The following is a 25,912-nucleotide window of genomic DNA, read 5'->3' on the forward strand; positions in this document are numbered from 1 at the left end:
CTCCGGAGTGATTGAGTTCTCCACAGCGCATCTGGTATCCACAGATTTCTGAATTCCCCTGGCGTTTCCGGCGGTTAGCCGTCACGCTGAGTAGTGAGAAGCGGCAAGCAGGGCGGCAGTGTCGGAAAGTGGGGGACCGGACATGGACGCAACGCGGCTCATCGGAGCCACCCGGACGGCTTTGGCGCAGGCCAGGGCCGTGCAGGACATCGTCGGCGAGGCATGGCAGACACAGGCCCTGGCGGGTGCAATCGGAAGCCACCTCGCGGTCCATGGGCCGTTCGAGGCACGGGCCGCGGCGGGCGGTCTGAGCGAGGCGGGCGCCCGCGCCTCCGGCGCGCTGCGTCAGACGCTGCGCGCCGGGGCGATACGGGCGGCGCACCTCAGCGAGGTGCGCGATCCCTGGATCGCGCTGGCGGGCCTGTGCGGCCTGCTAGGGGAGGTCGGCATAGCCCTGGTGGGCGTCGCCTGCTCGTCGGACGAGGACGCCCTGTACTGGCAGTGCATGGAGGCGATCGACGCCGCCGACGAGACGAGCGACCGGGTGCGCTGGTTACAGAGACGGCTCGCCCTGCGCGAGCGCGAGGGAGGCGCCGCGTGAGGGGCGGACGCTCAGCCGGCACCGCCTCCGCCGCTGTGCGCGGAGCGCTCGCCGGGCGACTGGAGATCGGCGTCGAGCTGCGACAGATCGGCGTTCAGCGCCGCCATCAGCTCCTCCATCTGCTGAAGCAGGCCCTTGGGCGCGCCCTGCTGCGCGGGAGCGGCCTGTGCGGGCACCGTTTCTTCGGGCACGGCTTCCTGGGTCATCGCGGCCTCCTCGGCCCTGGCCCTCCCGGTGCGGGCGGGCGGCGTTGCGGTCGTCGCCTCCGGCAGGGGACACCGGTGCGCGGGCCGGGCGGTCCGGCTCCGCCCGAGCCAACGATCACCGGTCCCCGCGGACACTGGCGAGGCCCCCGCCACCCGTCCCGGGCGGGCCGAATTCACCCGACCGGGGAGGGTGGGGCGGGGCAGGGTGTGGGCGGTTGACGCCTGTTCGGCAAGGCAGGATGGGGGCATGGATCTGCGTATCTTCACCGAGCCCCAGCAGGGGGCGAGCTATGACACCTTGCTCACCGTGGCCAAGGCCGCCGAGGACCTCGGCTTCGACGCCTTCTTCCGCTCCGACCACTACCTCGCCATGGGCTCCGCCGACGGCCTGCCCGGCCCCACCGACGCCTGGATCACGCTGGCGGGCCTGGCCCGGGAGACCCGGCGCATCCGGCTCGGCACGCTGATGACCGCGGGCACCTTCCGGCTCCCCGGCGTGCTGGCCATCCAGGTGGCACAGGTCGATCAGATGTCCGGCGGCCGGGTCGAGCTGGGCCTGGGCGCGGGCTGGTTCGAGGAGGAGCACAAGGCGTACGGCATCCCCTTCCCGAAGGAGAAGTTCGGCCGTCTGGAGGAGCAGCTCGCGATCGTCACGGGGCTGTGGGAGACCGAGGTGGGCAAGACCTTCGACTTCGACGGCACGTACTACCAGCTGTCGGACTCCCCGGCGCTGCCCAAGCCCGCCCAGGGCAAGGTGCCGGTCCTGATCGGCGGCCACGGCGCGAAGCGCACCCCCCGGCTCGCCGCGCGGTACGCGGACGAGTTCAACATCCCCTTCGCCTCCGTCGAGGACAGCGAGCGGCAGTTCGCCCGGGTGCGGGCCGCGGCCGAGGAGATCGGCCGCAAGAAGGACGACCTGGTGTACTCCAACGCCCTGGTCGCCTGTGTCGGCAAGGACGACGCCGAGGTGGCGCGCCGGGCCGCCGTCATCGGCCGGGACGTGGCCGAGCTCAAGGCGAACGGCCTGGCCGGCTCGCCCGCCGAGGTGGTCGACAAGATCGGCCGCTATGCCGGGACGGGCTCGTCCAGGATCTACTTCCAGATCCTCGATCTGGACGACCTCGACCACCTGGAGCTGATCTCCTCGGAGGTCGGTTCCCAGCTCGGCTGAGACCGCGGCCGCGCCGGACCCGCCGGCGGCCGCCCAGGAGAACCACCGAACCCCGAGGAGTGCTTGTGACGCCCGCTCCCGCCGTACCGCTCGCCGACGCGCTGGCGGGCGGACCGCTCGTCCTGGACGGCGGTCTGTCCAACCAGCTCGTGGCGCAGGGGTGCGATCTGTCCGACGCCCTGTGGTCCGCCCGGCTGCTCGCCGACGACCCCGGGCAGATCCGCGCGGCGCACGCCGCCTACGCGCGAGCGGGCGCACAGGTGCTCATCACCGCCAGCTATCAAGCCACGTTCGAGGGCTTCGCCCGCCGGGGCGTCGGTCGGGAGAAGGCCGCGGCCCTGCTGCGGAGCAGTGTGACGCTGGCCCGCGAGGCCGGGGGCGGGGAGGGCGCCCCGCCCTGGGTCGCGGCCTCCGTCGGGCCGTACGGGGCGATGCTCGCCGACGGCAGCGAGTACCGCGGCCGGTACGGCCTGGGCGTGGCCGAGCTGGAGCGGTTCCACCGGCCGCGCGTCGAGACGCTCGCCGAGGCCGCCCCGGACGCCCTCGCCCTGGAGACCGTCCCTGACGTCGACGAGGCCGAGGCCCTGCTCCGGGCCGTGCGGCCCTGCGGGCTGCCGGTCTGGCTCTCCTACAGCGTCGCGGGCGAGCGCACCCGGGCCGGCCAGCCGCTGCGCGACGCCTTCGCGCTCGCCGCCGGGAACGACCAGGTGATCGCCGTCGGCGTCAACTGCTGTGAGCCGGCCGACGTCGACCGGGCCGTCGAGCTCGCCGCGGAGGCCACCGGGAAGCCCGTGGTCGTCTACCCCAACAGCGGCGAGGAGTGGGACGCCCGGGCGCGGGCCTGGCGCGGCAGCCCCACCTTCGCCCCGGACCGCGTCGCGGGCTGGCGGTCCGCCGGCGCCCGCCTGATAGGCGGCTGCTGCCGTGTGGGCCCCGACCTCATCGCGGATCTGGCCCGTGCCCTCCGCCACTGAGGCGGCGGCCCGAGGGGCCCCGCCGGTGGGCGCCGGGCCTCCGCCCGGGCGGGGCGCGGCACCTCGTCCGGGCGGGCGGGCCGCAGGCCCGTCCCCGGGGGCGCAGGGCGAAAAGAACTGGGAAAAGGCGGGCACAAGCCACGATAATCGGGCGGGTGTTCCTGACGATGAGTACCACCGGCACCGCCGGATCCCCCGCCACCGACCTCGGTTTCCTGCTGCACAAGCACCCCGACCGCGCGCAGCGGTTCTCCACCGCGCACGGCACGGCCCATGTCCTCTACCCCGAGGCGACGGCCGAGCGTTGCACCGCTGCACTGCTGCTGGAGATCGATCCCGTGGCGCTGGTGCGGAGCGCCAGGGGCAAGGGGCGTGGTGCGGCGCCCGACTCCGCGCTCGCCCAGTACGTCAACGACCGCCCGTACGCGGCGTCCTCGCTGCTCGCGGTCGCCCTCGGCAGCGTTTTCGGCAGCGCCGTCAAGGGTCAGTGCGCCGCCCGGCCGGAACTGCCGGGTGTGCCGAGGCCGTTGCGCGTGGAGGTGCCCGTCCTGCCCGCGCGCGGGGGCGCCGGCCTGGTGGAGCGGCTCTTCGCCCCGCTGGGCTGGTCCGTGACGGCGGATCCGCTGGCGCTGGACGAGCGGTTCCCGGAGTGGGGCGACTCGCGGTACGTCAGCCTGGTGCTTGAGGGCGAGCTGACCCTCGCGGAGGCCCTCCGCCATCTCTATGTGCTCCTCCCGGTCCTCGACGACTCCAAGCACTACTGGGTGTCGCCCGACGAGGTGGAGAAGCTCCTGCGCGCGGGCGAGGGCTGGCTGGAGCGCCACCCCGAACAGCTGCTGATCACCGACCGCTACCTCGCCCGCCGCCGGGCCCTCACCCGCGACGCCCTCGCCCGGCTCGCCGAGGCCGACGACACCGAGCCCGAATGCCTCGACAACGCGGTCGGCGCGCCCGTCGACAGCGCCGCCGGGAGCGTCGGAGGCGAGGCCGCCGGTAGCGGCGTCGGCGAGGGCGGGGACACCGCCGGGAAGCCCGTCCCGCTGGCCGCGCGGCGGCGCGAGGCCGTCGTCGGGGCGCTGCGCGCCGCCGGTGCCGCCCGGGTCCTCGACCTCGGCTGCGGACAGGGCAAGCTGATCGGCGAGCTGCTCAAGGACCCCCGGTTCACCGAGGTCGTGGGCGTCGACGTGTCCGTGCGCGCCCTGAGGGACGCGGCCCGGTGGCTCGGCCTGGAGCGGATGACCGAGCGCCAGGCGGCCCGGGTGGAGCTCCTCCAGGGCTCCCTCGCCTACACCGACCGGCGGCTGACCGGATACGACGCCGCCGTGCTCAGCGAGGTCGTCGAACACCTCGACCCGCCCCGGCTGCCCGCCCTGGAGTACGCGGTGTTCGGTGCGGCCCGCCCGGCCACGGTCGTCGTCACGACCCCCAACGTCGAGTACAACGTGCGCTGGGAGACCCTCCCCGCCGGGCACGCCCGCCACCCCGACCACCGCTTCGAGTGGACCCGCGAGGAGTTCCGCTCCTGGGCCGGAGCCGTCGCCGAACGGCACGGATACGGAGTCGAGTTCACCCCCGTGGGCCCCGACGACCCGGAGGTGGGGGCGCCCACGCAGATGGCCGTCTTCCACAAGCGGAACACCGAGCCGGACCGCGGCGGCACCGCTGCCACCACGACCACCACGACCACCACGACCACCACCCTCACGAAGGAGGCGACCGCCGAATGACCACCAGCCCCGCCACCCCGGCGGCAGCCCCCGGCGGCGGCCCGGAGAAGGCCCGCGTCCTCGCCGTCCCGGACCTCTCCCTCGTCGTCCTCGTCGGCGCCTCCGGATCCGGCAAGTCCACCTTCGCCGCCCGCCACTTCAAGCCCACCCAGGTCCTGTCCTCGGACTTCTGCCGCGGCCTGGTCAGCGACGACGAGAACGACCAGAGCGTCAGCGGCGACGCCTTCGACGTCCTCCAGTACATCGCCGGCAAGCGGCTCGCCGCAGGCCGGCTGACGGTCGTCGACGCCACCAACGTCCAGCCCGAGAGCCGCAAGCAGCTCGTCCGGCTGGCGCGCGAGCACGACGTGCTGCCCGTGGCGGTCGTCCTCGACATGCCCGAGTCCGTCTGCGCCGCCCGCAACGCCGCCCGCCCCGAGCGCGCCGCCCTGCCCCGCCACGTCGTCCAGCGCCACCAGCGCGAACTCCGCCGCTCCCTGCGCCACCTGGAGCGCGAGGGCTTCCGCAAGGTGCACATCCTGCGCGGCGTCGCCGAGGCGGAGTCCGCGGAGGTCGTCCTGGAGCGCCGGTTCAACGACCTGCGCCACCTCACGGGCCCGTTCGACATCGTCGGCGACATCCACGGCTGCCGCTCCGAGCTGGAGACCCTGCTCACGAAGCTGGGATACGCCCTCGTCCGCGACGGCGCCGGCCGGCCGGTGGACGCCGCGCATCCCGACGGCCGTACCGCCGTCTTCGTCGGCGACCTCGTCGACCGCGGCCCCGACAGCCCCGGCGTGCTGCGCCTGGTCATGGGCATGGTCGCCGCCGGGCACGCCCTGTGCGTCCCGGGCAACCACGAGAACAAGCTCGGACGTCACCTCAAGGGCCGCGCGGTCCGCCACTCGCACGGCCTCGCCGAGACCGTCGAGCAGCTGGAGCGGGAGGACGCGGCCGACCCGGAGTTCCGCGAGCGGGTGCGGGAGTTCATCGAGTCGCTGGTCAGCCACTACGTGCTCGACGGCGGCGGGCTCGTCGTCTGCCACGCCGGACTGCCCGAGAAGTACCACGGCCGCACCTCCGGCCGGGTCCGCTCGCACGCCCTGTACGGCGACACGACCGGCGAGACCGACGAGTTCGGCCTGCCGGTGCGCTATCCCTGGGCCGAGGACTACCGAGGCCGCGCCGCGGTCGTCTACGGCCACACCCCGACCCCGTCGGCCACCTGGCTGAACAACACCATCTGCCTCGACACCGGCGCCGTCTTCGGCGGCCGGATGACGGCCCTGCGCTGGCCCGAGCGCGAGCTCGTGGACGTACCCGCCGAGCGGGTCTGGTACGAGCCGTCGAAGCCGCTGCGGAGCGAGGCGCCCGGCGGGGCCGACGGCCGCCCGCTCGACCTGACGGACGTCACGGGCCGCCGGGTCGTCGAGACCCGGCACATGGGCCGGGTGGCCGTGAAGGAGGAGAACGCCGCGGCCGCCCTGGAGGTGATGAGCCGCTTCGCCGTCGACCCCCGGATGCTGCCGTACCTCCCGCCGACCATGGCGCCGTGCGCGACGTCGAAGGAGGACGGCTATCTGGAGCACCCGGCCGAGGCGTTCGCCGCCTACCGCGCCGACGGCGTGCGCCGCGTGGTGTGCGAGGAGAAGCACATGGGGTCGCGCGCGGTGGCGCTCGTCTGCCGTGACGCGGACGTGGCGCGAGAGCGCTTCGGGGCGACCGACGGCGCGGCCGGCGTCATCCACACCCGTACCGGCAGGCCGTTCTTCGACGACCCGGCGACGGCCGCCCGGGTCCTCGGCCGGCTGCGCGAGGCCGTCGGCGGGGCCGGCCTGTGGGAGGAGCTCGGCACCGACTGGCTGCTGCTGGACACCGAGCTCATGCCGTGGTCGCTGAAGGCCGCCGGGCTGCTGCGCCATCAGTACGCGGCCGTCGGCGCCGCGTCCGGCGCGGCCCTGCCCGCCGCGCTCGCCGCCCTGGAGGCCACGGCCGCCCGTGGCGTGGACGTCTCCGCGCTGCTCGGCCGGCAGCGCGAGCGGGCCGAGGACGCCCTGGCCTTCACGGAGGCGTACCGCCGGTACTGCTGGCCGGTCGGCGACGCCGCGCGCGCCCGTCGAGGCGAGACCACCGGGGCGTACGGGGCCCCGGGTGCCCCGGGCGCGGAGGACGCCCCGGACGGCACGGCGGACGGCCGGGCGGCGGAGGACGGCGGTGCCACCGGGGCCGGCCGGGCCACGGACGGCCTCGACGGCATCCGTATGGCACCGTTCCAGATCCTGGCCGTCCAGGGCCGCAGCCTGGCCCGGCTCCCGCACGACGAGCAGCTGGCGTTGATCGACCGGATGATCGCGGCGGAGCGGACCGCCGCCACCGGCGACGGGGGCGCCGCGTACCGGAACAGCCTGCTCGCCCCCACCCGCCGTCTCGTCGTCGACACCGAGGACGAGGAATCCGTCGCCGCCGGCACGCGCTGGTGGCTGGAGCTGACCGCCGAGGGCGGCGAGGGCATGGTCGTCAAGCCCCTCCAGGGGTTCGCCGAGCGCGCGGACGGCCGGCTCGTCCAGCCCGGCGTGAAGTGCCGGGGCCGGGAGTACCTGCGGATCGTCTACGGCCCGGAGTACACCCGCCCCGACAACCTCGCCCGGCTGCGCGACCGCCACCTCGGCCACAAGCGCTCGCTCGCCCTGCGCGAGTACGCGCTCGGCCTGGAGGCGCTGGACCGGCTGGCGGCCGGGGAGCCGCTGTGGCGGGTCCACGAGGCGGTCTTCGCGGTCCTGGCGCTGGAGTCCGAGCCGGTGGACCCCCGGCTGTAGCCGGGAGCGCGGTCCCGGTGGCCGTCACCACCGGGCCCGCGCCCCTCTCCCGGACCCACCCCGGCCGTGTCCCGCGCCGGATCTGCGTGATCACGGCCGGCCGGGGTCAGGATGGGGAGATGGGATTCCATGTCGATTCCGAGGCCGGGCGGCTGCGCCGCGTCATACTGCACCGCCCCGGTCTGGAGCTGAAGCGGCTCACCCCGTCCAACAAGGACGCCCTCCTCTTCGACGACGTCCTGTGGGTGCGGCGCGCCCGCGCCGAGCACGACGGCTTCGCGGACGTGCTGCGCGAGCGCGGGGTCGAGGTCCACTTCTTCCAGGACCTGCTGGACGAGAGCCTGGAGCAGCCGGCGGCGCGCGCGCTCGTCCTGGACCGGGTCTTCGACGAGAAGGAGTACGGCCCGCTCGCCACCGGCCACCTGCGCGCGGCCTTCGACGGGCTGCCGGCCGCCGGGCTGGGCTCCTGGCTGGTCGGCGGGATGACCAAGCGGGAGTTCCTGGAGCGGTACCCGGAGCCGGTCTCCGTCCGCTTCCACGCCATGGAGCTGGACGACTTCCTCATCAATCCGCTGCCCAACCACCTCTTCACCCGGGACACCTCCGCCTGGATCTACGACGGTGTGTGCGTGAACGCCATGCGCTGGCCCGCCCGTTGGCACGAGACGGTGCACTACGAAGCGGTCTACCGGTACCACCCGATGTTCTCCCCGGGCGGCTTCCACGTCTGGTCCGAGGGCCAGGCGGCCTACCCCTCGACGATCGAGGGCGGCGACGTCCTGGTGATCGGCGAGGGCGCGGTGCTGATCGGGATGAGCGAGCGGACCACGCCACAGGCGGTGGAGATGCTCGCCCACCGGCTCTTCGCCGCGGGCTCGGCCCGCACGATCGTGGCGCTGGACATGCCCAAGCGGAGGGCGTTCATGCACCTGGACACGGTGATGACCATGGTGGACGGCGACACCTTCACGCAGTACGCGGGGCTCGGCATGCTGCGCTCCTACACGATCGAGCCGGGCGCGGGCGAGCGCGAGCTGAAGGTCTCCGACCACCCGCCGGAGCATATGCACCGGGCCGTCGCCGCGGCCCTGGGGCTCGACTCGATCCGGGTGCTCACCGCGACGCAGGACGTGCACGCGGCGGAGCGGGAGCAGTGGGACGACGGCTGCAACGTGCTGGCCATCGAGCCGGGGGTGGTCGTCGCCTACGAGCGGAACGCGACGACCAACACCCATCTGCGTAAAAATGGGATCGAAGTCATCACGATCCCGGGCAGCGAGCTGGGGCGCGGCAGGGGCGGGCCGCGCTGTATGAGCTGTCCCCTGGAGCGGGATCCGGTGGGCGCGCCGGCCGCGCGGGCCCCGGGTCCGGGAGGCGTTCCCGCCCACCCGACTGCATAGCAATGCGGGTAATCGTATACAGTTCCAATTTCCCGCAGTCGTGAGCTAGGAGCCCACCCCATGGCGACAGACCTCAAGGGCCGCCACTTCCTCAAGGAGACGGACTTCACCGCCGAGGAGTTCCACGGCCTCGTGGAGCTCGCCGCCGAGCTCAAGGCGGCCAAGGCGACGGGCGTCGAGGAGCCCCTGCTGCACGGCCGGAACATCGCGCTGATCTTCGAGAAGACCTCGACCCGCACCCGCTGCGCCTTCGAGGTCGCCGCCGCGGACCAGGGCGCCCGGACCACCTACCTCGACCCGGCCGGCTCCCAGATCGGCCACAAGGAGTCCGTCAAGGACACCGCGAGGGTACTCGGCCGGATGTTCGACGCGATCGAGTACCGGGGTCACGGCCAGCACATCCTGGAGCAGCTCGCCGCGCACGCCGGGGTGCCCGTCTTCAACGGCCTCACCGACGAGTGGCACCCCACGCAGATGCTCGCCGACGTCCTCACCATGTCCGAACACACCGCCAAGTCCCTGGAGCACGTCGCCTACGCCTACCTCGGCGACGCCCGGTACAACATGGGCAACTCCTACCTCGTGACCGGCGCCCTCCTCGGCATGGACGTGCGGATCGTGGCCCCGGAGGAGCTGTGGCCCGACCCGGAGATCGTCGCCGTGGCCCGCCGGCTGGCCGGTGCGAGCGGCGCCCGGATCACCCTCACCGCGGACGTGGCCGAGGGCGTGCGGGGCGCGGACTTCGTCGCCACGGACGTCTGGGTGTCGATGGGGGAGCCCAAGGAGGTCTGGGACGCGCGGATCGCCCTGCTCGCGCCGTACGCCGTCACCATGGACGTACTCCGGGCCACCGGCAACCCCGCGGTGAGGTTCCTGCACTGCCTACCGGCCTTCCACGACCTCGGCACCACGGTCGCCCGGGAGATCCACGAGCGGCACGGCCTGACGTCCCTGGAGGTCACGGACGAGGTCTTCGAGTCCCCGCACTCGGTCGTCTTCGACCAGGCGGAGAACCGGATGCACACGATCAAGGCGGTACTGGTGGCGACGCTGGCGCGGGACTAGGAAGTGCCGCGAGGGCTGGATCGCGGTGGCTCCGGCCTTTCGGTGAAGGGTGGCATCGGCGAAATCCAGCCCGGCTGTGGGCACCTCCCAGCGGTAGCTGGGGGAGTCCGAGGCCACCGCGCGCCGGCGCGGAACCGGGGGCCGGGGGCCTGCCCCCGGTTCGGGAAGGGGCGGGTGGGGGAACACCCCGCCGCCCCACCCGCCCGCACCGCCAGGCGCTATCGCGTACCCGTGACGACAGTCACGTACCGGTGATAACTTCACGGCACAGGCACTCGCCCGACAGCCCCGGCTGAAGGAGGCCGCCGCCCCATGAGTCCTTTCACCGGCTCAGCGACCCGGACCCCCACCGAGGACTGGCGGCACCTGCGCCTGACCCTCGACGCCGGCGTCGCGACCGTCACCCTCGCCCGCCCCGGCAAGCTCAACGCCCTCACCTTCGGCGCCTACGCCGACCTGCGCGACCTGCTCCCCGAACTGGCCCGCGACGGCTCCGTACGCGCCCTCGTGCTCGGTGGCGAGGGCCGCGGCTTCTGCTCCGGAGGCGACGTCGACGACATCATCGGCGCCACCCTGGCCATGGACACCGGCCGGCTCCTCGACTTCAACCGCATGACCGGACAGGTCGTCCGCTCCTTACGCGAGTGCCCCTTCCCCGTGATCGCCGCCGTGCACGGGGTCGCCGCCGGCGCCGGCGCCGTCCTCGCGCTCGCCGCCGACTTCCGGGTCGCCGACCCCACCGCGCGCTTCGCCTTCCTCTTCACCAAGGTCGGCCTCTCCGGCGGCGACATGGGCGCCGCCTACCTCCTGCCCCGCGTCGTCGGCCTCGGCCACGCCACCCGGCTGCTGATGCTCGGCGAACCCGTGGCCGCCCCCGAGGCCGAACGCATCGGCCTGATCAGCAGGCTCACCGCCGAGGGCGAGGCCCACACCGAGGCCGCGGCCCTCGCCCGCCGCCTGGCCGACGGCCCCGCCCTCGCCCACGCCCAGACCAAGGCCCTGCTCACCGCCGAACTCGACATGCCGCTCGCCGCGTCCGTCGAACTCGACGCGGCCACCCAGGCGCTGCTGATGAACAGCGCCGACTACGCCGAGTTCCACGCCGCCTTCACCGAGAAGCGGCCGCCCGAGTGGCGGGGACGGTGACTCCGGTGGAGGAACCCGCGAAGTCCCCCCTGGCCCGGCGCGTCGCGGTCATCGGTGGCGGCCCCGGCGGGCTCTACGCCGCCGCCCTGCTGAAACGTCACGCCCCCGCCCGGGAGATCACCCTCTGGGAGCGCAACGCCCCCGACGACACCTTCGGCTTCGGCGTCGTCCTCTCCGACGAGACACTCGGCGGCATCGAGAGCGCCGACCCCGACGTCTACGCCGCGCTGCGCCGCGAGTTCGTCCGCTGGGACGAGATCGACGTCGTCCACCGCGGCACCACCCTGCGCTCCGGCGGCCACGGCTTCGCCGCCCTCGGCCGCCGTCGGCTCCTCGCGCTCCTCCACGAGCGCTGCCGCGGGCTCGGCGTCGACCTCCGCTTCCGCGCGGAGGCGCCGCCCGCCGCCGAGCTGGCCCGCTCGTACGACCTCGTCATCGCCGCGGACGGCGTCCACAGCCGCACCCGCGACACCCACCGGGAGCACTTCCGCCCCACCCTCACCACGCATCGCTGCCGCTATATCTGGCTCTCCGCCGACTTCGCGTTCGACGCCTTCCGCTTCGACGTCGCCGAGACCGAGCACGGCCTCATGCAGCTCCACGGCTACCCCTACTCCCGCCCGTCGGACGACCCGTCCGAGGGCGCCAGCACGGTCGTCGTCGAGATGCGCGAGGAGGTGTGGCGCCGTGCCGGCCTCGACACCTGTGACGAGGCCGCCTCCGTGGAAGCCTGCGGCAAGTACTTCGCCGAGGCCCTCGGCGGCCGCCCCCTGCGCGCCAACCGCTCCACCTGGACCGCCTTCCGCACCGTCGTCAACGCCCACTGGTCCCACGGCAACACCGTCCTGCTCGGCGACGCCGCGCACACCGCCCACTTCTCCATAGGCTCCGGCACCAAGCTCGCCGTCGAGGACGCCCTCGCGCTCGCCGGCCACCTCCGGGCGGGGACCTCCGTCCCCGAGGCCCTCGCCGCGTACGAGGCCGAGCGGCGCCCGGTGGTCGAGTCCACCCAGCGGGCCGCCCGCGCCAGCCTGGAGTGGTTCGAGGACCTCTCCTTCCACACGGGCGGCCCGCCGCGCCGCTTCGCCTTCGACCTCCTCACCCGCAGCCGCCGCGTCACCCACGACAACCTCCGGCTGCGCGACCCGGCCTTCGTCGCCGCCGTCGAGGCGGAAGCGGGCGTCCCGCCCGGCACCCCGCCCATGTTCACGCCCTTCCGGCTGCGCGGCCTGACCCTGCGCAACCGCGTCGTGGTCTCCCCGATGGACATGTACTCCGCCGTCGACGGCACCCCCGGCGACTTCCACCTCGTCCACCTCGGCGCCCGCGCGCTCGGCGGCGCCGGGCTCGTCATGACCGAGATGGTCTGCGTGAGCGCACAGGGCCGGATCACCCCCGGCTGCGCGGGCCTGTACGCGCCGGAGCACGAGAGCGCCTGGCGCCGCGTCACCGACTTCGTGCACACCCGGGCGCCCGGCACGGCCCTCGGCGTCCAGCTCGGCCACTCCGGCCGCAAGGGCTCGACACGGCGCCAGTGGGAAGGCATCGACGAACCGCTCCCTCGCGGCAACTGGCCCGTCGTCGCCCCCTCGGCGCTGCCGTACAAGCCCGGCGTCAGCCAGGCGCCGCGGGCCCTCACCACCTCGGCCATGGCCGAGGTGCGCGAGCGGTTCGTCCGCTCCGCCGAAGCCGCCGCCCGCGCCGGCTTCGACCTCCTCGAACTCCACTGCGCCCACGGCTATCTGCTCTCCTCGTTCCTCTCCCCGCTCACCAACCACCGCACCGACGCCTACGGCGGCGACCTCGCGGGACGGCTGCGGTACCCCTTGGAGGTCTTCGACGCGGTACGGGCCGTCTGGCCCGCCGACCGGCCCATGACCGTCCGGATCTCCGCCACGGACTGGGCGGACGGCGGCACCACGGACGAGGACGCCGTCGCGATCGCCCGTGCCTTCGCCGCCCACGGCGCGGACGCCCTCGACGTCTCCACCGGCCAGGTCGTCCCCCACGAGCGGCCCGCGTACGGCCGCTCGTACCAGACGCCGTTCGCCGACCGCGTCCGGCACGAGGCGGGCGTCCCGGTCATCGCCGTCGGCGCCATCTCGTCCTGGGACGACGTCAACTCGCTGATCCTGGCCGGCCGCGCCGACCTCTGCGCCCTCGCCCGCCCGCACCTCTACGACCCCCACTGGACCCTGCACGCCGCCGCCGACCAGGGCTACACGGGCCCGGGCGCGCCGTGGCCGGCCCCGTACCGCGCGGGCAGCCGCAAACCGCCGACGGGGAGGCGGGCCTGAGACGCCGGGCCCGCCCGGCCCGCGAAGCACCCCGAGCGGGAGCGGTACGGGACATGGCTCCGGTCACGGGGAGAGACGGCCGGGGGACAGCGTCCCTTCCACGAACCCCGCCCCCGCGTCCCGCAGCCGCGCGTGCAGCCCCGCGAACACCTTCGCCGACCGCACACCCGGCCAGTCCTCCGGCAGCAGCCCCGCCGGCAGCCCCGGGTCCGCGTACGGCAGCCGCCGCCACGAGTCCAGCGCCAGCAGGTAGTCCCGGTAGGCGTCCTGCGGCGGCAGCGCGCGCCGCCGTGCCCAGCGGTGCAGGACGGGCTCGTGGGCGTCCAGGAAGGCACGGTGCTGCCGGGCCAGCGCCGGCAGGTCCCACCAGCGGCCGACCGCCTCCACGGTCGGCTCGAAGCCCAGATGGCATCCCTTGAACAGATCGACGTAGGGGGCGAGTTCCAGCCGTTCGAGCGTGTGCCGGGTCTCGTCGTGGACGTGGGCGGGGGCGATCCACACCCCGGGCGCCGCCGTGCCGAAGCCCAGCCGCGACAGCCGCGACCGCAGCAGGTGCCGCTTGTGCCGCTCCTCCTCGGGCACCGAGAACACGGCCAGCAGCCATCCGGTGTCCCGTCCGGCGGGACGGCCGTAGACGCGCCGGTCGCCGTCGTCGAGCAACTGCCGGGCGGCGGCCGACAGCCCGTAGCCCGCCGCGCCGTCGGGGGCGGGTTCCGCGACGAGCAGACCGCGGCGTTTGAGCCGGGAGACCGCGGACCGCACCGACGGCGAGTCCACGCCCACCGCGCCCAGCAACCTGATCAGGGCCGCGATCGGCACCGGGCGGCCGGCCGGACGGTCGGCGCTCCCGCGCCCGTACGCGCCGTAGAAAGTGACGATGAGGGACCGAGGGGTGTGGAGTGGTTGCTGGTCAGTCACGGGGAAACTGTAAAGCTCCGTTGCGCAGGCGGAAGCGCTGGAGTTTGCCGGTGGGCGTACGGGGGAGGGCGTCCGTGAACTCGATCTCGCGAGGGCACTTGTACGGAACGATCTCCTTTTTGGTGAACTCCCGTAAGGCCGCCACGGTCTCCTCGGTGCGTGGCACCCCCTCCCGCAGCACCACGTGGGCGACGACGATCTCGCCGCGCCGCTCGTCCGGGCGGCCGACGACGGCCGCCTCCAGGACGTCGGGGTGGCGCAGCAGGGCCTCCTCGACCTCGGGGCCGGCGATGTTGTACCCGGCGGAGACGATCATGTCGTCGGCGCGGGCCACGTAGCGGAAGTAGCCGTCCGGCTCCCGGACGTAGGTGTCGCCGGTGAGGTTCCAGCCGTCGCGCACGTAGTCGCGCTGGCGCGGGTCGGCGAGGTAGCGGCAGCCGGTGGGGCCCCGGACGGCCAGCCGCCCGGGTTCCCCGTCCGGGGCGGGCCGGCCGTCCGGGCCGAGGACGCGCGCCTCGTAGCCGGGCACGGGCAGGCCGGTGGTGCCGGGCCGGATGGCGTCGTCGGCGGCGGAGATGAAGATGTGCAGCATCTCGGTGGCGCCGATGCCGTTGATGACGCGCAGGCCGGTGGCCTTCCGCCAGGCGTGCCAGAGGGCGGCGGGCAGGTGCTCGCCCGCGGACACGCAGCGCCGTAAGGAGGAGACGTCGTAGGCGCCCACGCGGCTGAGCATGGCGCGGTAGGCGGTCGGCGCCGTGAACAGCACGGAGACGCGGTGCCGTTCGATGTCGTCGAGGAGACCCTCCGGGCCCGACCAGTCGGCCAGCAGGGTGGCCGCGCCCACCCGCAGCGGGAAGATCACCAGGCCGCCGAGGCCGAAGGTGAAGCCGAGCGGAGGGCTGCCCGCGAAGACGTCGTCGGGACCGGGGCGCAGTACGCGCGCGGAGAAGGTGTCCGCTATGGCCAGCACGTCGCGGTGGAAGTGGATGCAGCCCTTCGGGCGGCCGGTGGTGCCGGAGGTGAAGGCGATCAGGGCGACGTCGTCGGCGGAGGTGTCCACCGGCACATACGATGAGGGTTTTTCCGCCGCGAGCCGCAGAAGGTCGGCCGGTGAATTTCCTCCGTACGGGGTTATCCGTAAGGAGGGAATGGACGCCTTGACGAGGTCGTCGAGCGACCGCGTGTCGCACAAGGCGTGGCGGACGCGGGCGAGTTCGCAGACCGTGGCGAGCTCCTGCGGGCGCTGCGCGGCCAGTACGGTCACGGCCACGGCGCCCGCCTTCATCACCGCGAGCCAGCAGGCCGCCAGCCAGGGCGTGGTGGGCCCGCGCAGCAGGACGCGGTTGCCCGGCACCACGCCGAGGTCGTCGGCGAGCGTACGGGCTATCCGGTCGACGTGACCCTGGAGTTCGCCGTACGACCAGACGCCGCCCGCGCCGTCGTGGACGGCGGGCCGTCCGCCGCCGAGCCGGGCCACGGTCGCGTCCAGGAGCTCCGTGCCGCAGTTGAGCCGGTCGGGGTAGCGCGGGCCGTCCGCGCCCGCCAGGTCGAAGCGGAGGTCCGGCCACTGTCCGGGGGGCGGGAGGTGGTCGCGCGGAAAGGTGTCGACGTGGGCCGACGGCTTGAGCTCCATCGCGGATGCGCCCCCTCGCGCCGAGGAAAAAATGGAGGTGAACGGGGGTCTTGCCAGCCATGCGGGTCCGCTGTCAGCGTAGCGACTTGGTGACGGCAGTCAACAGAGCGCGATAGGTGATCGACGCGGAGGGAGTGGCGGGACGAGCGGGCGGAACACGGAACGGACGTAAAACGTAGCGGTCGGCGGGGGAAGGCGGGACGGGTCCGCCGGCACGGCGAGGCCGGGCAGGGCACCCGCGCGGCACGGCAGGCACCTGCACGGCGCGGAAGGTACCCGCGCGGCGCGGCGCGGCACCCGTACGGCACCGTGCGACAACACGGCACCAGCACGGCGGTGCGACACGGCGGGCACGGCGCGACCCGGCCGCGGACCGTCGAGGACCGATCGGTAGACAGGAGGCCACCGTTGACCACTCCCTTCGCACTCGACGCGGAACAGCGCGCCTGGTGCGCCGAACTGCGCGGCCTCGCCGCGGAACGGCTGCGGCCGCTGGCCGGACAGGGGCGGCCCGGCAGGGTCAACCGCCCGCTCGTCGCCGCCCTGGGCGAACTGGGCCTGCTGGCCCGCCTCTTCCCCGCCGACGGGCCCGTGAAGGCCATGGACCTCTGCCTGTTGCGCGAATCCCTCGCCCGGGAGTGCACCGAGGCCGAGACGGCGCTCGCCCTCCAGGGGCTGGGGGCCTGCCCCGTGGCCCAGTCCGGCACTCCCGCGCAGCGCTCCCGCTGGCTGCCCGAGGTCGTCGCGGGCCGCGCGGTCGCGGCCTTCGCGCTCAGCGAGCCCGAGGCTGGCTCCGACGCGGCGGCCCTGCGGCTGCGCGCCGAGCCCGACGGCGGCGGCTGGCGGCTCTCGGGCGGGAAGACCTGGATATCCAACGCCCCCGAGGCCGACTTCTGCACCGTCTTCGCGCGTACGGGCGAGGCCCCCGGCGCCCGGGGCGTCACGGCGTTCCTCGTCCCCGGTGACCGCGCCGGTCTCTCCGGCGCCCCCCTGGACATGCTCAGCCCGCACCCCATCGGCAGTCTCACCTTCGACGCCGTGCCGGTCGGCCCGGACGACGTCCTCGGCGAGGCGGGCGGCGGCTTCCGTGTCGCCATGCGCACCCTCGACCTGTTCCGGCCGAGCGTCGGCGCCTTCGCCGTCGGCATGGCGCGCTCGGCGCTCGCCGCCGCCGTCGACCACGCGGGCCGCCGCCGGGCGTTCGGCGGTCCCCTCAAGGACCTCCAGGCCGTCTCGCACCAGCTCGCCGAGATGGCCACCCGCACGGAGGCCGCGGCCCTGCTCGTCTACGCGGCGGCCTCGGCGTACGACGCGGGGGAGCCCGGCATCGCGGGCCGCGCGGCCATGGCCAAGCTGCTCGCCACCGAGACCGCCCAGTACGTCGTGGACGCCGCCGTGCAGATCCACGGCGCCCGCGCCCTCCAGCGCGGTCACCTGCTGGAACACCTCTACCGCGAGGTGCGCGCCCCGCGCGTCTACGAGGGCGCCACGGAGGTCCAGCGCACGATCATCGCCAAGGAGCTGTACCGATGAGCCTCGAACGCCTCAACCCCGCCGGGCTCTCCCCGGCCACAGGCTTCAGTCACGCCGTCGTCGCCACCGGGTCCCGGCTCGTCCTCCTCGCCGGCCAGACGGCCCTGGACGCCGACGGCGAACTGCTGCGCGCGGGCCTCCCCGAGCAGTTCGAGCGGGCCCTCGCCAACCTCCTGACGGCCTTGCGCGCGGCGGGCGGCGCACCCGGCGACCTCGCGCGCGTGACCGTCTACACCACGGACGTCGACGCCTACCGCGCCCACGCGCGCGAACTCGGCCTCCGCTGGCGGCGGCTGGCCGGGCGCGACTACCCGGCCATGGCGGTCATCGGGGTCGTCCGCCTCTGGGACGAGGGCGCCCTCGTCGAACTGGACGGCCTCGCGGTGCTGCCCTGACCTTCGGCTCTGATCTTCGGCCCCTGGTCCTCAGCCCTGACCTCGGGCTCCGGCCCTCGGCCCAGGCCCTCGGCCCAGACCTTGCCGGTCCGGGAGCGTACGCGGTGGGGCCGCGGGCTCAGAACCCGGTGCAGGTGGCCGTCGCGTCGGCACCCGTGGCCCGGGCGGTCCTCGGCGCGTCGTCGCCCACGGTCACCTCGCACGTCGCCGAGCCGCCGCCCCCGCCGATCGTGACGGCCAGCAGCCCGCCCTTCACAAAGCCCTTCGTCGAGAGCTCCTTGCGCCAGGGCAGCGCCTGCGAGGACGCCGACTCCGTCACCAGGCTGCCGTCGCGCCAGGTCGAATAGGCGATGTTGACCGTCTTGGCGTCCCCGGTGACCTCGTAGACGACCTTGACGGTCTTGTCGGTCTCGTGGGCGATCCCGATGACGAGGGCCGCGCATCCGCCGGCGAGCAGCAGTACGACACCGAGCAGCACCCAGGGCCATCTCCTGCGCCTCCGCCTGCGAGGGTGCGCCGCGTCGTCCGGATGGGGGAAGGGTTCGCTCATGCAGCCAGCTTCGTCCGGCCCGACCGCCCCCGCGAGCCGGAACTGGCCGTCCGAGGGGGCGGGGGAGCGGGGGCCGCCGGCGGCCCCCGCCCGGCGTCAGCGGAAACCGAGCTCGTCCCGGCCGCCCCGGGAGACCTTCAGCAGGGCGGAGGCGATGACCTCCGCCTCCTCGTCCGTGAGGTGCGTGGAGAAGTGCCGCTCGATGCCCTCCAGATAGACGGGGGCCGTCTCGCGCAGCGCGGCGCGGCCGTCGTCGGTGATGAGGGCCCACACCACGCGCTTGTCCGCGGTGTCCTGCTCCTTACGGACCAGGCCCGAGCGCGCCATCTCGTCGACCAGCCGGCTGACGCGGGTGCGGCTGAGCACGACGCGCTCGGCCAGCTCGTTCATCCGCAGGCCGTCCGGGCCGGCGCCCTTCAGCTCAAGAAGGACGTCGTACCAGGTCAGGGGGACGCGGGCGTCCCGCTGCACGTCGCTTTCGATGGCGCGCACCGCCGCGCTGTGGGCGAGCAGCAGTGCTCGCCAGGCCTTGAGTCCGCTTCCCCTGTCGTTCACGTGGACAAGTGTAACCGCGCTTGTGTGCGGGCGCACGCACCTGTTAATGTGCGTATGCACGCAACGAAGCGCATCCGTGAGGAGTCCCGGCATGGCCCGCAACATCACGCGTACCGAGGTGGAAGAGAAGATCAAGGGCGGCAAGGTCGCCGTCGTCGAGGCGCTGCCCGCCGAGTACTACGAGGACGCGCACCTGCCCGGCGCCCTGAACCTGCCGCACGACGCGGTGGACCAGCTGGCGCCCGGCCTGCTGCCCGACAAGCAGGCGGAGGTCATCGTCTACTGCTCCAACGACACCTGCGCGAACTCGGGCATCGCCGCCGAGCGCCTCACCGAGCTCGGCTACCAGAACGTCTACAAGTACACCGAGGGCAAGCAGGACTGGATCGGCGCCGGCCTGCCGACCGAGTCCGGCGCCTGAGTCCGTCGCACCCGGTGGCGATGAGGGGGAAGTGAACTCATGAGTGAAAACACGGCGCCCACCCGTGAGGTGGGCGGGGTACCGCTGCCGTCCGCGGGGGTCTGGAAGGTCGACGCCGGGCACACCGAAGTCGGCTTCGTCGGACGGCACTTCATGCTCACCAAGGTCCGCGGGCGCTTTACGTCCGTGGACGCCACGGTCGAGGTGGGGGAGCGGCCCGAGGACAGCCGGGTCACCGCCGTCATCGAGATGAAGAGCGTCGACAGCGGCGACAAGACGCGCGACGACCACCTGCGGTCGGCCGACTTCTTCGACGTCGAGAAGTTCCCGAAGGCCACCTTCACCTCCACCTCGGTGACCTGGCAGGGCACCACCGGGACGATGACGGGTGACCTGACGATCAAGGACGTGACGCGCTCCGTCACGCTGAACGTGGACTACCTCGGTTACGCCCGCGACCCGTGGGACAACGACCGCGCGGTGTTCTCGGCCAGCGGCAAGGTCAACCGCGAGGACTGGGGGCTGACCTGGAACATGGCCCTGGAGGCCGGCGGCATCCTGGTGTCCAAGGAGATCGAGCTGAGCCTGGATCTCGAAACGATCAGGCAGGTCTGAGGGCCGGGCGGGCCCGAGGGGGGGGCCGGGAAGTCCCGGGGCCGCGTCCGGAGGCCGGTCGTCCGACAGGTGGTCGGGGGCCGGGTGAGGAACGGGCCGGATCCACGGCCCGTACGGACCCGCCGGTGGGGGCGGTCCGTACGGCCGCGGGCCGAGGTGTGCACGGTGGGGACTCCCGCCGTGCACACCTTTGTCGTATGCGCGGCCTCCGTCCGGTGGCCCGGGCCCTCGTCCGGTGGTCACGCCGGGCCCGCGGCCTCCGTCCGGCCACGTCATGTCCATATGTCCGCCACCTTCGTCCCGTGACCACGTCATGTCCGCGCTCTTCGCCCGGTGACTTCGTCAGGTTGCCCGGCTCCCGCGTGTTCCATCTCATACCGGCTCGCGCGAGCCGCCGCGCGGTCCTCCTCATGTGCGCCGCGTCAGCTCGGTCGCCGCAAGTCCGGCCGAGTCCGCCGTGCCGGGTGCCGTGTTCCGCTTTTCGCGGGTGCCCAACTCGCCGCCTGTCACCGGTATTTCATCCCCGCATTTCATCCTTGTTTCGCGCTGACGGGTGTGCCATAGTCCCGGTCAACGGACCTACGGTCCTGTTTACGGGGGAGGAAGCACCTTGTCTGCACGGAACATTCGTGTGCACAGCAAGGCGGTGAACGACGCGCGGGGAACCGCTGCCACCGATATGCCGACACAGTATTGGCAGGGGCATATGCCGGTCCGTACCGCCGCCGAGAGACCCGCTGATCGGTAAGCCCACGTCATGGGCTCGTAATTCCCGCACGCACCGCACCGCATTGGCCGGCCGAATGGTCGCCGGCTCGCGTTCCGGCACGCCGGAACCACCCGCGTAGCACGCGCCGCTCCGCCCGCCCGCCCCGTGCGGGCCCCGGCGGTACGCCCGCCCGTGCCCGCGACACCCGCGCCCGGCCCCGCTCCGCGGGGTGCGCGCGCCCCGCAGGCGCGAGCGCGCCCCGATCCACTTCCGCCCCAAGTCGCGCCGTACCGGCCGCCGTTCACGGCCGCCGCGCGCCCGGCGGGTTCCCAGCCAGCCCACCACCACGACGTGTGTGACCGACGTGTGACCGGAGGAAGCAATGACACCGCACGGCACCACGGCCGGCCCTGGCACCGCCCAGGGTTCCGGCCTGCTCCCGGACCTGACGCAGCACGAGATCCAGGCCCTGCGCACGCGCTTCAACCTCGCCGACGCCCACACCCACCAGCGGCAGTCCGCCACCCAGCGCGGAATCGTCGAGCGCCTCCCCGACCTGTGGTACGAGGCGGAGAACGGCCTCCAGGTCACCTACGAACAGCGGTTCACGCAGGCGTTCTTCCGCCTCCACCGCCAGCCCACCGCGCTCGCCAGGAACAAGACCATGCTGTCCTACGCCGCGTCGATATCGACCATGGTCGCCGGCATGTACCTGAAAAAGCAGCGTATGGACGTCACACTCATCGAGCCGTGCTTCGACAACCTTTATGACGTGCTGCGGAATATGGACGTCCCGCTGTATCCCATCGATGAAGCGGTGCTGCACGATCCGGATTCCCTCTACGACCGGCTCCGGCGTCAGGTCCGTACCGACGCGCTGTTCCTCGTCGACCCGAACAACCCCACCGGATTCAGCCTTCTGAAGCACGGGCACAAGGGGTTCGAAGAAGTCGTGCGTTTCTGCAAGGACCACGACAAACTCCTGCTCATCGACTTCTGCTTCGCCGCCTTCACGCTTTTTGACCCGGAGGTCGCCCGTTTCGACGTGTACGAGCTCCTGGAGCGCTCCGGAGTGCGGTACCTCGCGATCGAGGACACCGGGAAGACCTGGCCGGTGCAGGACGCCAAGTGCGCCATGATCACCGCGAGCGACGACATCCGCGAGGAGGTCTACAACCTCCACACCAGCGTCCTGCTCAACGTCTCGCCGTTCGTGCTGAACATGCTGACGGAGTACGTCGAGGACTCCACGCGCGACGAACTGGCGTCGGTGCGCGGGCTGCTGGACGAGAACCGCGACGTCGCGCGGAAGGCCCTGGACGGATCGATCCTGCGCTACGAGGAACCGACCGTGAAGGTCAGCGTGGCCTGGTTCCGCATCGACCACCCCGAGCTCACGGCCAGCGAACTCCAGCGTCTCCTCTCGGCCGAGGGCGTCTATGTGCTCCCCGGCCGCTACTTCTTCTGGAGCCAGCCGGGCAAGGGAGAGGCGTATGTGCGCATCGCCCTGGCCCGCGAGCCCGGGCTCTTCGCCGAGGCCATGGTCCGCACGCGGGAGGTCCTCGACCGCCATGCCCGGTGACACCCGCACCGCGCCCTCCGGCGCGGACGCCGGAGCCGGTGCCGCCTACGCCGACGCCGCGCTGTTCATGGGCATGAACAGCGCGGACGACCGGGTACGCGTCGCCTGCAAGGCGTTCTTCGCCGAGCGCCTCGGCGGCCGGGTACGGATGAGCTGGGAGCAGGTCGGCCGCTGCGACGACCTGGTCTGGCACTTCCCCCGTGAGGCGCAGGACGCCTACTACCCCTTCATGGACAACCTGCACACCGACATGCGCATCGAACGCCGGGCCTACGAGCCGGCCGACCTGCGCCACGGCCTGGACACGGCCGCCTGGTCCGATCTGCCCACGCACGAAAGGCTGTTGCTGGGCATGGTGCACGGCAGCGGCGGCGTCCTCTACTCGGTCAGCCCCCGGCTGAGCGGCCGCGACGACGTACCGGTCCGCGTGCCCGCGCCGCCCTCCATCGAACCGCTGTTCCCGGAGCCCCTCGAACGGCTCTACCGGGCCTCGCTGGCCCTGCGGCTGCCCACCGAGGCGCTGTGAACGGCCACCGGGAGGAAGCGGGGAAAGCCATGGGGCACCCGAGCGGATACACAGGGGTCACCGTGGCACTGGTGACACCGCTCACCGGCACCGGTGACGTGGCCGTGGAGGACGTCGGCCGGCTGGTCGCGACCGTACGGCCGTACGTCGACGCCCTCCTGCCCGCCCTCAGCACCGGTGAGGGCTGGGCCCTGACCGACCGGCAGTGGCACGACATGGTCGCCGCCACCGTCCGCTGCCGCGAGGGCCTGCCGGTGCTGGCCGGGATCCAGCGCCCCACGACCGAGGAGGCGGTCGCCCGCGCGCGGACCGCCGCCGGCCTGGGCGTCACCGCGGTCGTCGCCCCGACCCCGTACGGACCGGACGTCACCCAGGAGGAGATGTACCGGCACTACGAGACGCTCGGCGGGGAGGGCGGGCTGCCCGTCGTCGTCTACCACGAGCGCGAGGTCTCGGGAAACGACCTGCGACCGGACACCCTGAGGAGGATCTGCGCCCTGCCCTCGGTCGTCGCCGTCAAGGACTCCGCCGGCGACCCCGCGGCCACCCGCGCGCTCGTCGCGGCGCGCCCCGGGGTGCCCGTGCTCCAGGGCCTGGAACACCTGCTGCCGGAGACCGAGGGGGTGGCCGGCCATGTGGCGGCGCTCGCCAACGTCGAGCCCGCGCTGTGCGCGGCCCTGCACACCGGGCCGGTGTCGGACCACACCGCGGCGCTCGCCGCCGCCTGCGAGCGGCACGGTCTGGACCGGCCCGACTGGTACCGCGCGCTCAAGAGCGAGCTGTACCGCCGCGGCGTGCTGACGACCGAACGGACCACCGGGACGGGAGGAGTCTCGTGACCACGCCCATGCCCACACCCCTCACCACGCCCATGGACACGCCCGCGGACAGCGCGCAGAAGACGCTGTTCGTCCACAACAGGTCGGTGCAGAACGCCCGTGTCGCGGCGGCCGTCGAGGAGCTGGAGCGGGACTGGATCGTCGCCCGTGTCGACGCGCTCGACGCCCGTACACCCGCCGTCCCCTCGCGCGCCCGGTGGGTCGAGGAGCTCGAAGGACTCCTGGCCGGGGAGCGCGAGGGAACCGCGACGGCACGCTACCTGGCGGAGGAGGCCACCCACGCGCAGTTCCGGTACGTGGTGCGCGAGTTCGCGCTGGACGGACTGACCGAGGCGCAGAACTTCTTCCCCGCCGTCCCACGACTGCCGCTCAAGGCGCAGATGGCGGTGATGCGGGTCCTCATCGACGAGTTCGGCTGCGGCAACCTCCGCCAGGCGCACTCGAAGCTCTACCTGGACCTGCTGGCGGAACTCGGCCTCCCGCAGGAGCCGGAGGACTTCCTCGACACGACCTCCGACGAGACGTACGCCTTCCTCAACTCCTTCTACTGGCTCACCCAGCGCGCCCCGCACACGGAGTACTTCCTGGGCGCGCTGGCCTACCTGGAGGCGAGCATCCCGCACGCCTTCCGGACCCAGGCCAGGGCGTGCGAGCGGCTGGGCATCGCGCACGACCGCTACTACACCGAGCACCTGCACATCGACACCTTCCATATGAAGGAGATGCAGATCGCCATCCGCGAGTACGAGGACGCGCGCGGACTGGACCCCTCCAAGCTGTGGACCGGCGCCCTGCTGATGTCCGACCTGATCGGCACGGCCTTCGACACCGCCGTCGAGCGGGCCCGGGAGGCGGTGTGAGCGACGACGCCGTGCTCCGGGAGCTCGCGGACGGCGAGCGGCTGCGCGTCCGCGTCGCCGGGCGGGAGTTCGTGATCGACGCCGCCTGCCCGCACCGCAAGGGCCGCCTCGTCCACGGCTATGTCAATACGCGCACCCTGCGCATCATCTGCCCCCTCCACCGCTCCTCGTTCGACCTCACCACGGGCTGCCCGGTCGCGGGGCCGACCACGGAGGCGCTCACGGTGTACAGCGACGGACCGGCGGACGGCGAGGACGCCCCGCGGAAGGGACGAACGGAACGATGACGATCACCACCGGTGCGCCGGAGTACGAGCCCGAACAGGTGTGGCTCCCGGCCTCCGAACAGCTCCTGGAATGGGGCGACGACTTCCACTCCCTCATGCTCGGCGACGACCTGCGCATGAACGCCTACCGCGCGGCGATCGCCGAGGCGGTGAGGCCCGGCGCCACCGTGCTCGACCTGGGCACCGGCACCGGCATCCTCGCCCGCTGGGCACTGGAGGCCGGCGCCGCGCGGGTCTACGGCATCGACCTCAACGAGAGCGTGCTGGCGGACGCCGTCGACCGGCTGAAGGCCGCCGGCCACGGAGACCGGTTCCACCCGCTGTGCGGGCTCTCCTTCGACCTCGACCTGCCCGAGCGGGTCGACGTCGTCCTCTCCGAGATCATGGGAAACCTCGCGGACAACGAGAACGCCGCCGCGATCCTCGACGACGCGCGCCGCCGCTTCCTGCGGCCCGGCGGCACCATGCTGCCCCGGCAGATCGAGAGCTACCTCGTCCCCGTCGCCGCCGAGCGGGCCCAGGCCCAGCTCACCGGCCCGGGCCCGCAGGACGCCGGCGGCCCGGCGGCCTTCGCCGGACTGCTGCGGCGCCGGGGCGCCGAAAGCCCCTTCGACCTCTACTACGACGTGATCGTCCCGATCCGCTGCCACCTGGCCGCTCCCCGGGTCGTCAGGACGTACGACCTCACCGCTCCCGGCGGCGCGGAGCGCACCGACTACCGGGTGCCGCTCGTCTACACCGCCCGCCGGGACGGTGTGCTCACCGGCTTCAAGGGCTACTTCGTCGCCACGCTGTCCGACACCGTGGCCCTCGACATCTCCGGCGACGACATCGGCTCCCGCACCACGTCCGACAGCTGGAAGCACTGCTACCTGCCGATCGCCGAGCCCGTGCCGCTGCGCCGCGGCGACCGGATCGCCGTGTCGTTCAGCCGCTCCCGGCCCGGCGGCGGAGCCGGTAACGGAGCCGGTAACGGGCACGCCTTCGGCCAGGTCTACCGCTGGGAGGGCGCCGTCGTCTCGGCGGGCGCGACCGTGGCCCGCTTCGCCCAGAGCACGGCCGTCCGGCGCACCGGGCCGTGACCGCACGGATCCACTGAACAGAACC

At 73.3% G+C, this 25,912-nt stretch carries 24 protein-coding genes; 19 read left to right on the plus strand and 5 right to left on the minus strand.

The window, feature by feature from the left end; translation table 11 throughout:
* Window positions 1-142: 142 nt before the first annotated feature.
* Complete coding sequence (locus LUZ64_RS17130; RefSeq protein WP_095581522.1) at window positions 143-601, plus strand: DUF6099 family protein; 459 nt, start codon at window positions 143-145, stop codon at window positions 599-601.
* Window positions 602-612: 11 nt separating this feature from the next.
* Here the strand turns inward: LUZ64_RS17130 and LUZ64_RS17135 are convergent, their stop codons facing one another.
* Window positions 613-807: a hypothetical protein gene (locus LUZ64_RS17135; RefSeq protein ID WP_095581521.1), complete on the minus strand. Its 195-nt coding sequence runs from the start codon at window positions 805-807 to the stop codon at window positions 613-615.
* 247 nt (window positions 808-1,054) lie between these two features.
* Here LUZ64_RS17135 and LUZ64_RS17140 point away from each other — a divergent pair, with 247 nt between their 5' ends.
* The 8 genes from LUZ64_RS17140 to LUZ64_RS17175 all read left to right on the plus strand — a co-directional run bounded on the left by LUZ64_RS17140 (window position 1,055) and on the right by LUZ64_RS17175 (window position 13,382).
* Window positions 1,055-1,978: an LLM class F420-dependent oxidoreductase gene (locus LUZ64_RS17140; protein ID WP_095581520.1), complete on the plus strand. Its 924-nt coding sequence runs from the start codon at window positions 1,055-1,057 to the stop codon at window positions 1,976-1,978.
* A 65-nt stretch (window positions 1,979-2,043) separates the two neighbouring features.
* Entirely contained in the window at window positions 2,044-2,952 is a 909-nt protein-coding gene (mmuM, locus tag LUZ64_RS17145) for a homocysteine S-methyltransferase (protein WP_095581519.1), read from the plus strand.
* A gap of 155 nt (window positions 2,953-3,107) precedes the next feature.
* Window positions 3,108-4,679 (plus strand): 3' terminal RNA ribose 2'-O-methyltransferase Hen1, encoded by a 1,572-nt coding sequence (locus tag LUZ64_RS17150; RefSeq protein ID WP_095581518.1) that lies wholly within the window; start codon window positions 3,108-3,110, stop codon window positions 4,677-4,679.
* The gene (locus tag LUZ64_RS17155) at window positions 4,676-7,474 is read left to right on the plus strand and encodes a polynucleotide kinase-phosphatase (protein ID WP_095581517.1); all 2,799 of its coding nucleotides are present in this window, start codon (window positions 4,676-4,678) and stop codon (window positions 7,472-7,474) included. The genes LUZ64_RS17150 and LUZ64_RS17155 overlap by 4 nt, the downstream gene beginning before the upstream one ends.
* Window positions 7,475-7,593: 119 nt before the next feature.
* The gene (locus LUZ64_RS17160; protein ID WP_095581526.1) at window positions 7,594-8,874 is read left to right on the plus strand and encodes an arginine deiminase; all 1,281 of its coding nucleotides are present in this window, start codon (window positions 7,594-7,596) and stop codon (window positions 8,872-8,874) included.
* 60 nt (window positions 8,875-8,934) lie between these two features.
* Window positions 8,935-9,939: an ornithine carbamoyltransferase gene (argF, locus tag LUZ64_RS17165; RefSeq protein WP_095581516.1), complete on the plus strand. Its 1,005-nt coding sequence runs from the start codon at window positions 8,935-8,937 to the stop codon at window positions 9,937-9,939.
* A 312-nt stretch (window positions 9,940-10,251) separates the two neighbouring features.
* Window positions 10,252-11,085, plus strand: a complete 834-nt coding sequence (locus LUZ64_RS17170) for an enoyl-CoA hydratase family protein (protein WP_095581515.1) — start codon at window positions 10,252-10,254, stop codon at window positions 11,083-11,085.
* 5 nt (window positions 11,086-11,090) lie between these two features.
* The gene (locus LUZ64_RS17175) at window positions 11,091-13,382 is read left to right on the plus strand and encodes a bifunctional salicylyl-CoA 5-hydroxylase/oxidoreductase (protein ID WP_232389823.1); all 2,292 of its coding nucleotides are present in this window, start codon (window positions 11,091-11,093) and stop codon (window positions 13,380-13,382) included.
* 63 nt (window positions 13,383-13,445) lie between these two features.
* Here LUZ64_RS17175 and LUZ64_RS17180 read toward each other — a convergent pair whose 3' ends face one another.
* On the minus strand, window positions 13,446-14,300 hold the full coding sequence (locus LUZ64_RS17180; protein WP_095581513.1) for a PaaX family transcriptional regulator: 855 nt from the start codon (window positions 14,298-14,300) through the stop codon (window positions 13,446-13,448).
* Window positions 14,293-15,933, minus strand: coding sequence for an AMP-binding protein (locus LUZ64_RS17185; RefSeq protein ID WP_095581512.1), 1,641 nt, complete (start codon window positions 15,931-15,933; stop codon window positions 14,293-14,295). Before LUZ64_RS17185 ends, LUZ64_RS17180 begins: the two co-directional genes overlap by 8 nt.
* A gap of 408 nt (window positions 15,934-16,341) precedes the next feature.
* On the opposite strand from LUZ64_RS17185, the gene LUZ64_RS17190 reads away from it, so the two are divergent.
* On the plus strand, window positions 16,342-17,466 hold the full coding sequence (locus LUZ64_RS17190; protein WP_095581511.1) for an acyl-CoA dehydrogenase family protein: 1,125 nt from the start codon (window positions 16,342-16,344) through the stop codon (window positions 17,464-17,466).
* On the plus strand, window positions 17,463-17,861 hold the full coding sequence (locus LUZ64_RS17195) for a RidA family protein (protein ID WP_095581510.1): 399 nt from the start codon (window positions 17,463-17,465) through the stop codon (window positions 17,859-17,861). The genes LUZ64_RS17190 and LUZ64_RS17195 overlap by 4 nt, the downstream gene beginning before the upstream one ends.
* A gap of 118 nt (window positions 17,862-17,979) precedes the next feature.
* On the opposite strand, the gene LUZ64_RS17200 is transcribed toward LUZ64_RS17195, so the two are convergent.
* Entirely contained in the window at window positions 17,980-18,411 is a 432-nt protein-coding gene (locus LUZ64_RS17200; RefSeq protein WP_095581509.1) for a hypothetical protein, read from the minus strand.
* A gap of 96 nt (window positions 18,412-18,507) precedes the next feature.
* Window positions 18,508-18,966, minus strand: coding sequence for a MarR family winged helix-turn-helix transcriptional regulator (locus LUZ64_RS17205; protein WP_232389822.1), 459 nt, complete (start codon window positions 18,964-18,966; stop codon window positions 18,508-18,510).
* A 91-nt stretch (window positions 18,967-19,057) separates the two neighbouring features.
* Here LUZ64_RS17205 and LUZ64_RS17210 point away from each other — a divergent pair, with 91 nt between their 5' ends.
* From LUZ64_RS17210 to LUZ64_RS17245, 8 genes are all read left to right on the plus strand, one after another.
* On the plus strand, window positions 19,058-19,387 hold the full coding sequence (locus tag LUZ64_RS17210; RefSeq protein WP_095581507.1) for a rhodanese-like domain-containing protein: 330 nt from the start codon (window positions 19,058-19,060) through the stop codon (window positions 19,385-19,387).
* A gap of 39 nt (window positions 19,388-19,426) precedes the next feature.
* Complete coding sequence (locus LUZ64_RS17215) at window positions 19,427-20,002, plus strand: YceI family protein (protein ID WP_095581506.1); 576 nt, start codon at window positions 19,427-19,429, stop codon at window positions 20,000-20,002.
* 1,091 nt (window positions 20,003-21,093) lie between these two features.
* A complete protein-coding gene (locus LUZ64_RS17220; RefSeq protein WP_095581505.1) occupies window positions 21,094-22,293 on the plus strand; it encodes a pyridoxal phosphate-dependent aminotransferase in 1,200 nt (399 codons plus the stop codon).
* On the plus strand, window positions 22,283-22,819 hold the full coding sequence (locus LUZ64_RS17225; protein ID WP_095581504.1) for a DUF6190 family protein: 537 nt from the start codon (window positions 22,283-22,285) through the stop codon (window positions 22,817-22,819). Before LUZ64_RS17220 ends, LUZ64_RS17225 begins: the two co-directional genes overlap by 11 nt.
* A gap of 62 nt (window positions 22,820-22,881) precedes the next feature.
* Entirely contained in the window at window positions 22,882-23,658 is a 777-nt protein-coding gene (locus LUZ64_RS17230) for a dihydrodipicolinate synthase family protein (protein ID WP_232389821.1), read from the plus strand.
* Complete coding sequence (locus LUZ64_RS17235; RefSeq protein ID WP_232389820.1) at window positions 23,655-24,518, plus strand: iron-containing redox enzyme family protein; 864 nt, start codon at window positions 23,655-23,657, stop codon at window positions 24,516-24,518. The genes LUZ64_RS17230 and LUZ64_RS17235 overlap by 4 nt, the downstream gene beginning before the upstream one ends.
* Window positions 24,515-24,805: a Rieske (2Fe-2S) protein gene (locus LUZ64_RS17240; protein WP_095581502.1), complete on the plus strand. Its 291-nt coding sequence runs from the start codon at window positions 24,515-24,517 to the stop codon at window positions 24,803-24,805. Before LUZ64_RS17235 ends, LUZ64_RS17240 begins: the two co-directional genes overlap by 4 nt.
* On the plus strand, window positions 24,802-25,887 hold the full coding sequence (locus LUZ64_RS17245; RefSeq protein ID WP_095581501.1) for an L-histidine N(alpha)-methyltransferase: 1,086 nt from the start codon (window positions 24,802-24,804) through the stop codon (window positions 25,885-25,887). The genes LUZ64_RS17240 and LUZ64_RS17245 overlap by 4 nt, the downstream gene beginning before the upstream one ends.
* The last annotated feature ends 25 nt before the right edge of the window (window positions 25,888-25,912 follow it).

It is taken from the genome of Streptomyces albireticuli, from assembly GCF_021228125.1.
GTDB classification, from domain to species: Bacteria; Actinomycetota; Actinomycetes; order Streptomycetales; family Streptomycetaceae; genus Streptomyces; species Streptomyces albireticuli.

What these genes read in the sequence shown, in the direction of transcription:
- LUZ64_RS17130 (WP_095581522.1), top strand. Translation starts at nt 143, where the DNA reads ATGGACGCAACGCGGCTCATCGGAGCCACCCGGACGGCTTTGGCGCAG.
- LUZ64_RS17135 (WP_095581521.1), bottom strand. Translation starts at nt 807, where the DNA reads ATGACCCAGGAAGCCGTGCCCGAAGAAACGGTGCCCGCACAGGCCGCT.
- LUZ64_RS17140 (WP_095581520.1), top strand. Translation starts at nt 1,055, where the DNA reads ATGGATCTGCGTATCTTCACCGAGCCCCAGCAGGGGGCGAGCTATGAC.
- LUZ64_RS17155 (WP_095581517.1), top strand. Translation starts at nt 4,676, where the DNA reads ATGACCACCAGCCCCGCCACCCCGGCGGCAGCCCCCGGCGGCGGCCCG.
- LUZ64_RS17160 (WP_095581526.1), top strand. Translation starts at nt 7,594, where the DNA reads ATGGGATTCCATGTCGATTCCGAGGCCGGGCGGCTGCGCCGCGTCATA.
- argF (WP_095581516.1), top strand. Translation starts at nt 8,935, where the DNA reads ATGGCGACAGACCTCAAGGGCCGCCACTTCCTCAAGGAGACGGACTTC.
- LUZ64_RS17170 (WP_095581515.1), top strand. Translation starts at nt 10,252, where the DNA reads ATGAGTCCTTTCACCGGCTCAGCGACCCGGACCCCCACCGAGGACTGG.
- LUZ64_RS17185 (WP_095581512.1), bottom strand. Translation starts at nt 15,933, where the DNA reads ATGGAGCTCAAGCCGTCGGCCCACGTCGACACCTTTCCGCGCGACCAC.
- LUZ64_RS17195 (WP_095581510.1), top strand. Translation starts at nt 17,463, where the DNA reads ATGAGCCTCGAACGCCTCAACCCCGCCGGGCTCTCCCCGGCCACAGGC.
- LUZ64_RS17200 (WP_095581509.1), bottom strand. Translation starts at nt 18,411, where the DNA reads ATGAGCGAACCCTTCCCCCATCCGGACGACGCGGCGCACCCTCGCAGG.
- LUZ64_RS17210 (WP_095581507.1), top strand. Translation starts at nt 19,058, where the DNA reads ATGGCCCGCAACATCACGCGTACCGAGGTGGAAGAGAAGATCAAGGGC.
- LUZ64_RS17215 (WP_095581506.1), top strand. Translation starts at nt 19,427, where the DNA reads ATGAGTGAAAACACGGCGCCCACCCGTGAGGTGGGCGGGGTACCGCTG.
- LUZ64_RS17220 (WP_095581505.1), top strand. Translation starts at nt 21,094, where the DNA reads ATGACACCGCACGGCACCACGGCCGGCCCTGGCACCGCCCAGGGTTCC.
- LUZ64_RS17225 (WP_095581504.1), top strand. Translation starts at nt 22,283, where the DNA reads ATGCCCGGTGACACCCGCACCGCGCCCTCCGGCGCGGACGCCGGAGCC.
- LUZ64_RS17245 (WP_095581501.1), top strand. Translation starts at nt 24,802, where the DNA reads ATGACGATCACCACCGGTGCGCCGGAGTACGAGCCCGAACAGGTGTGG.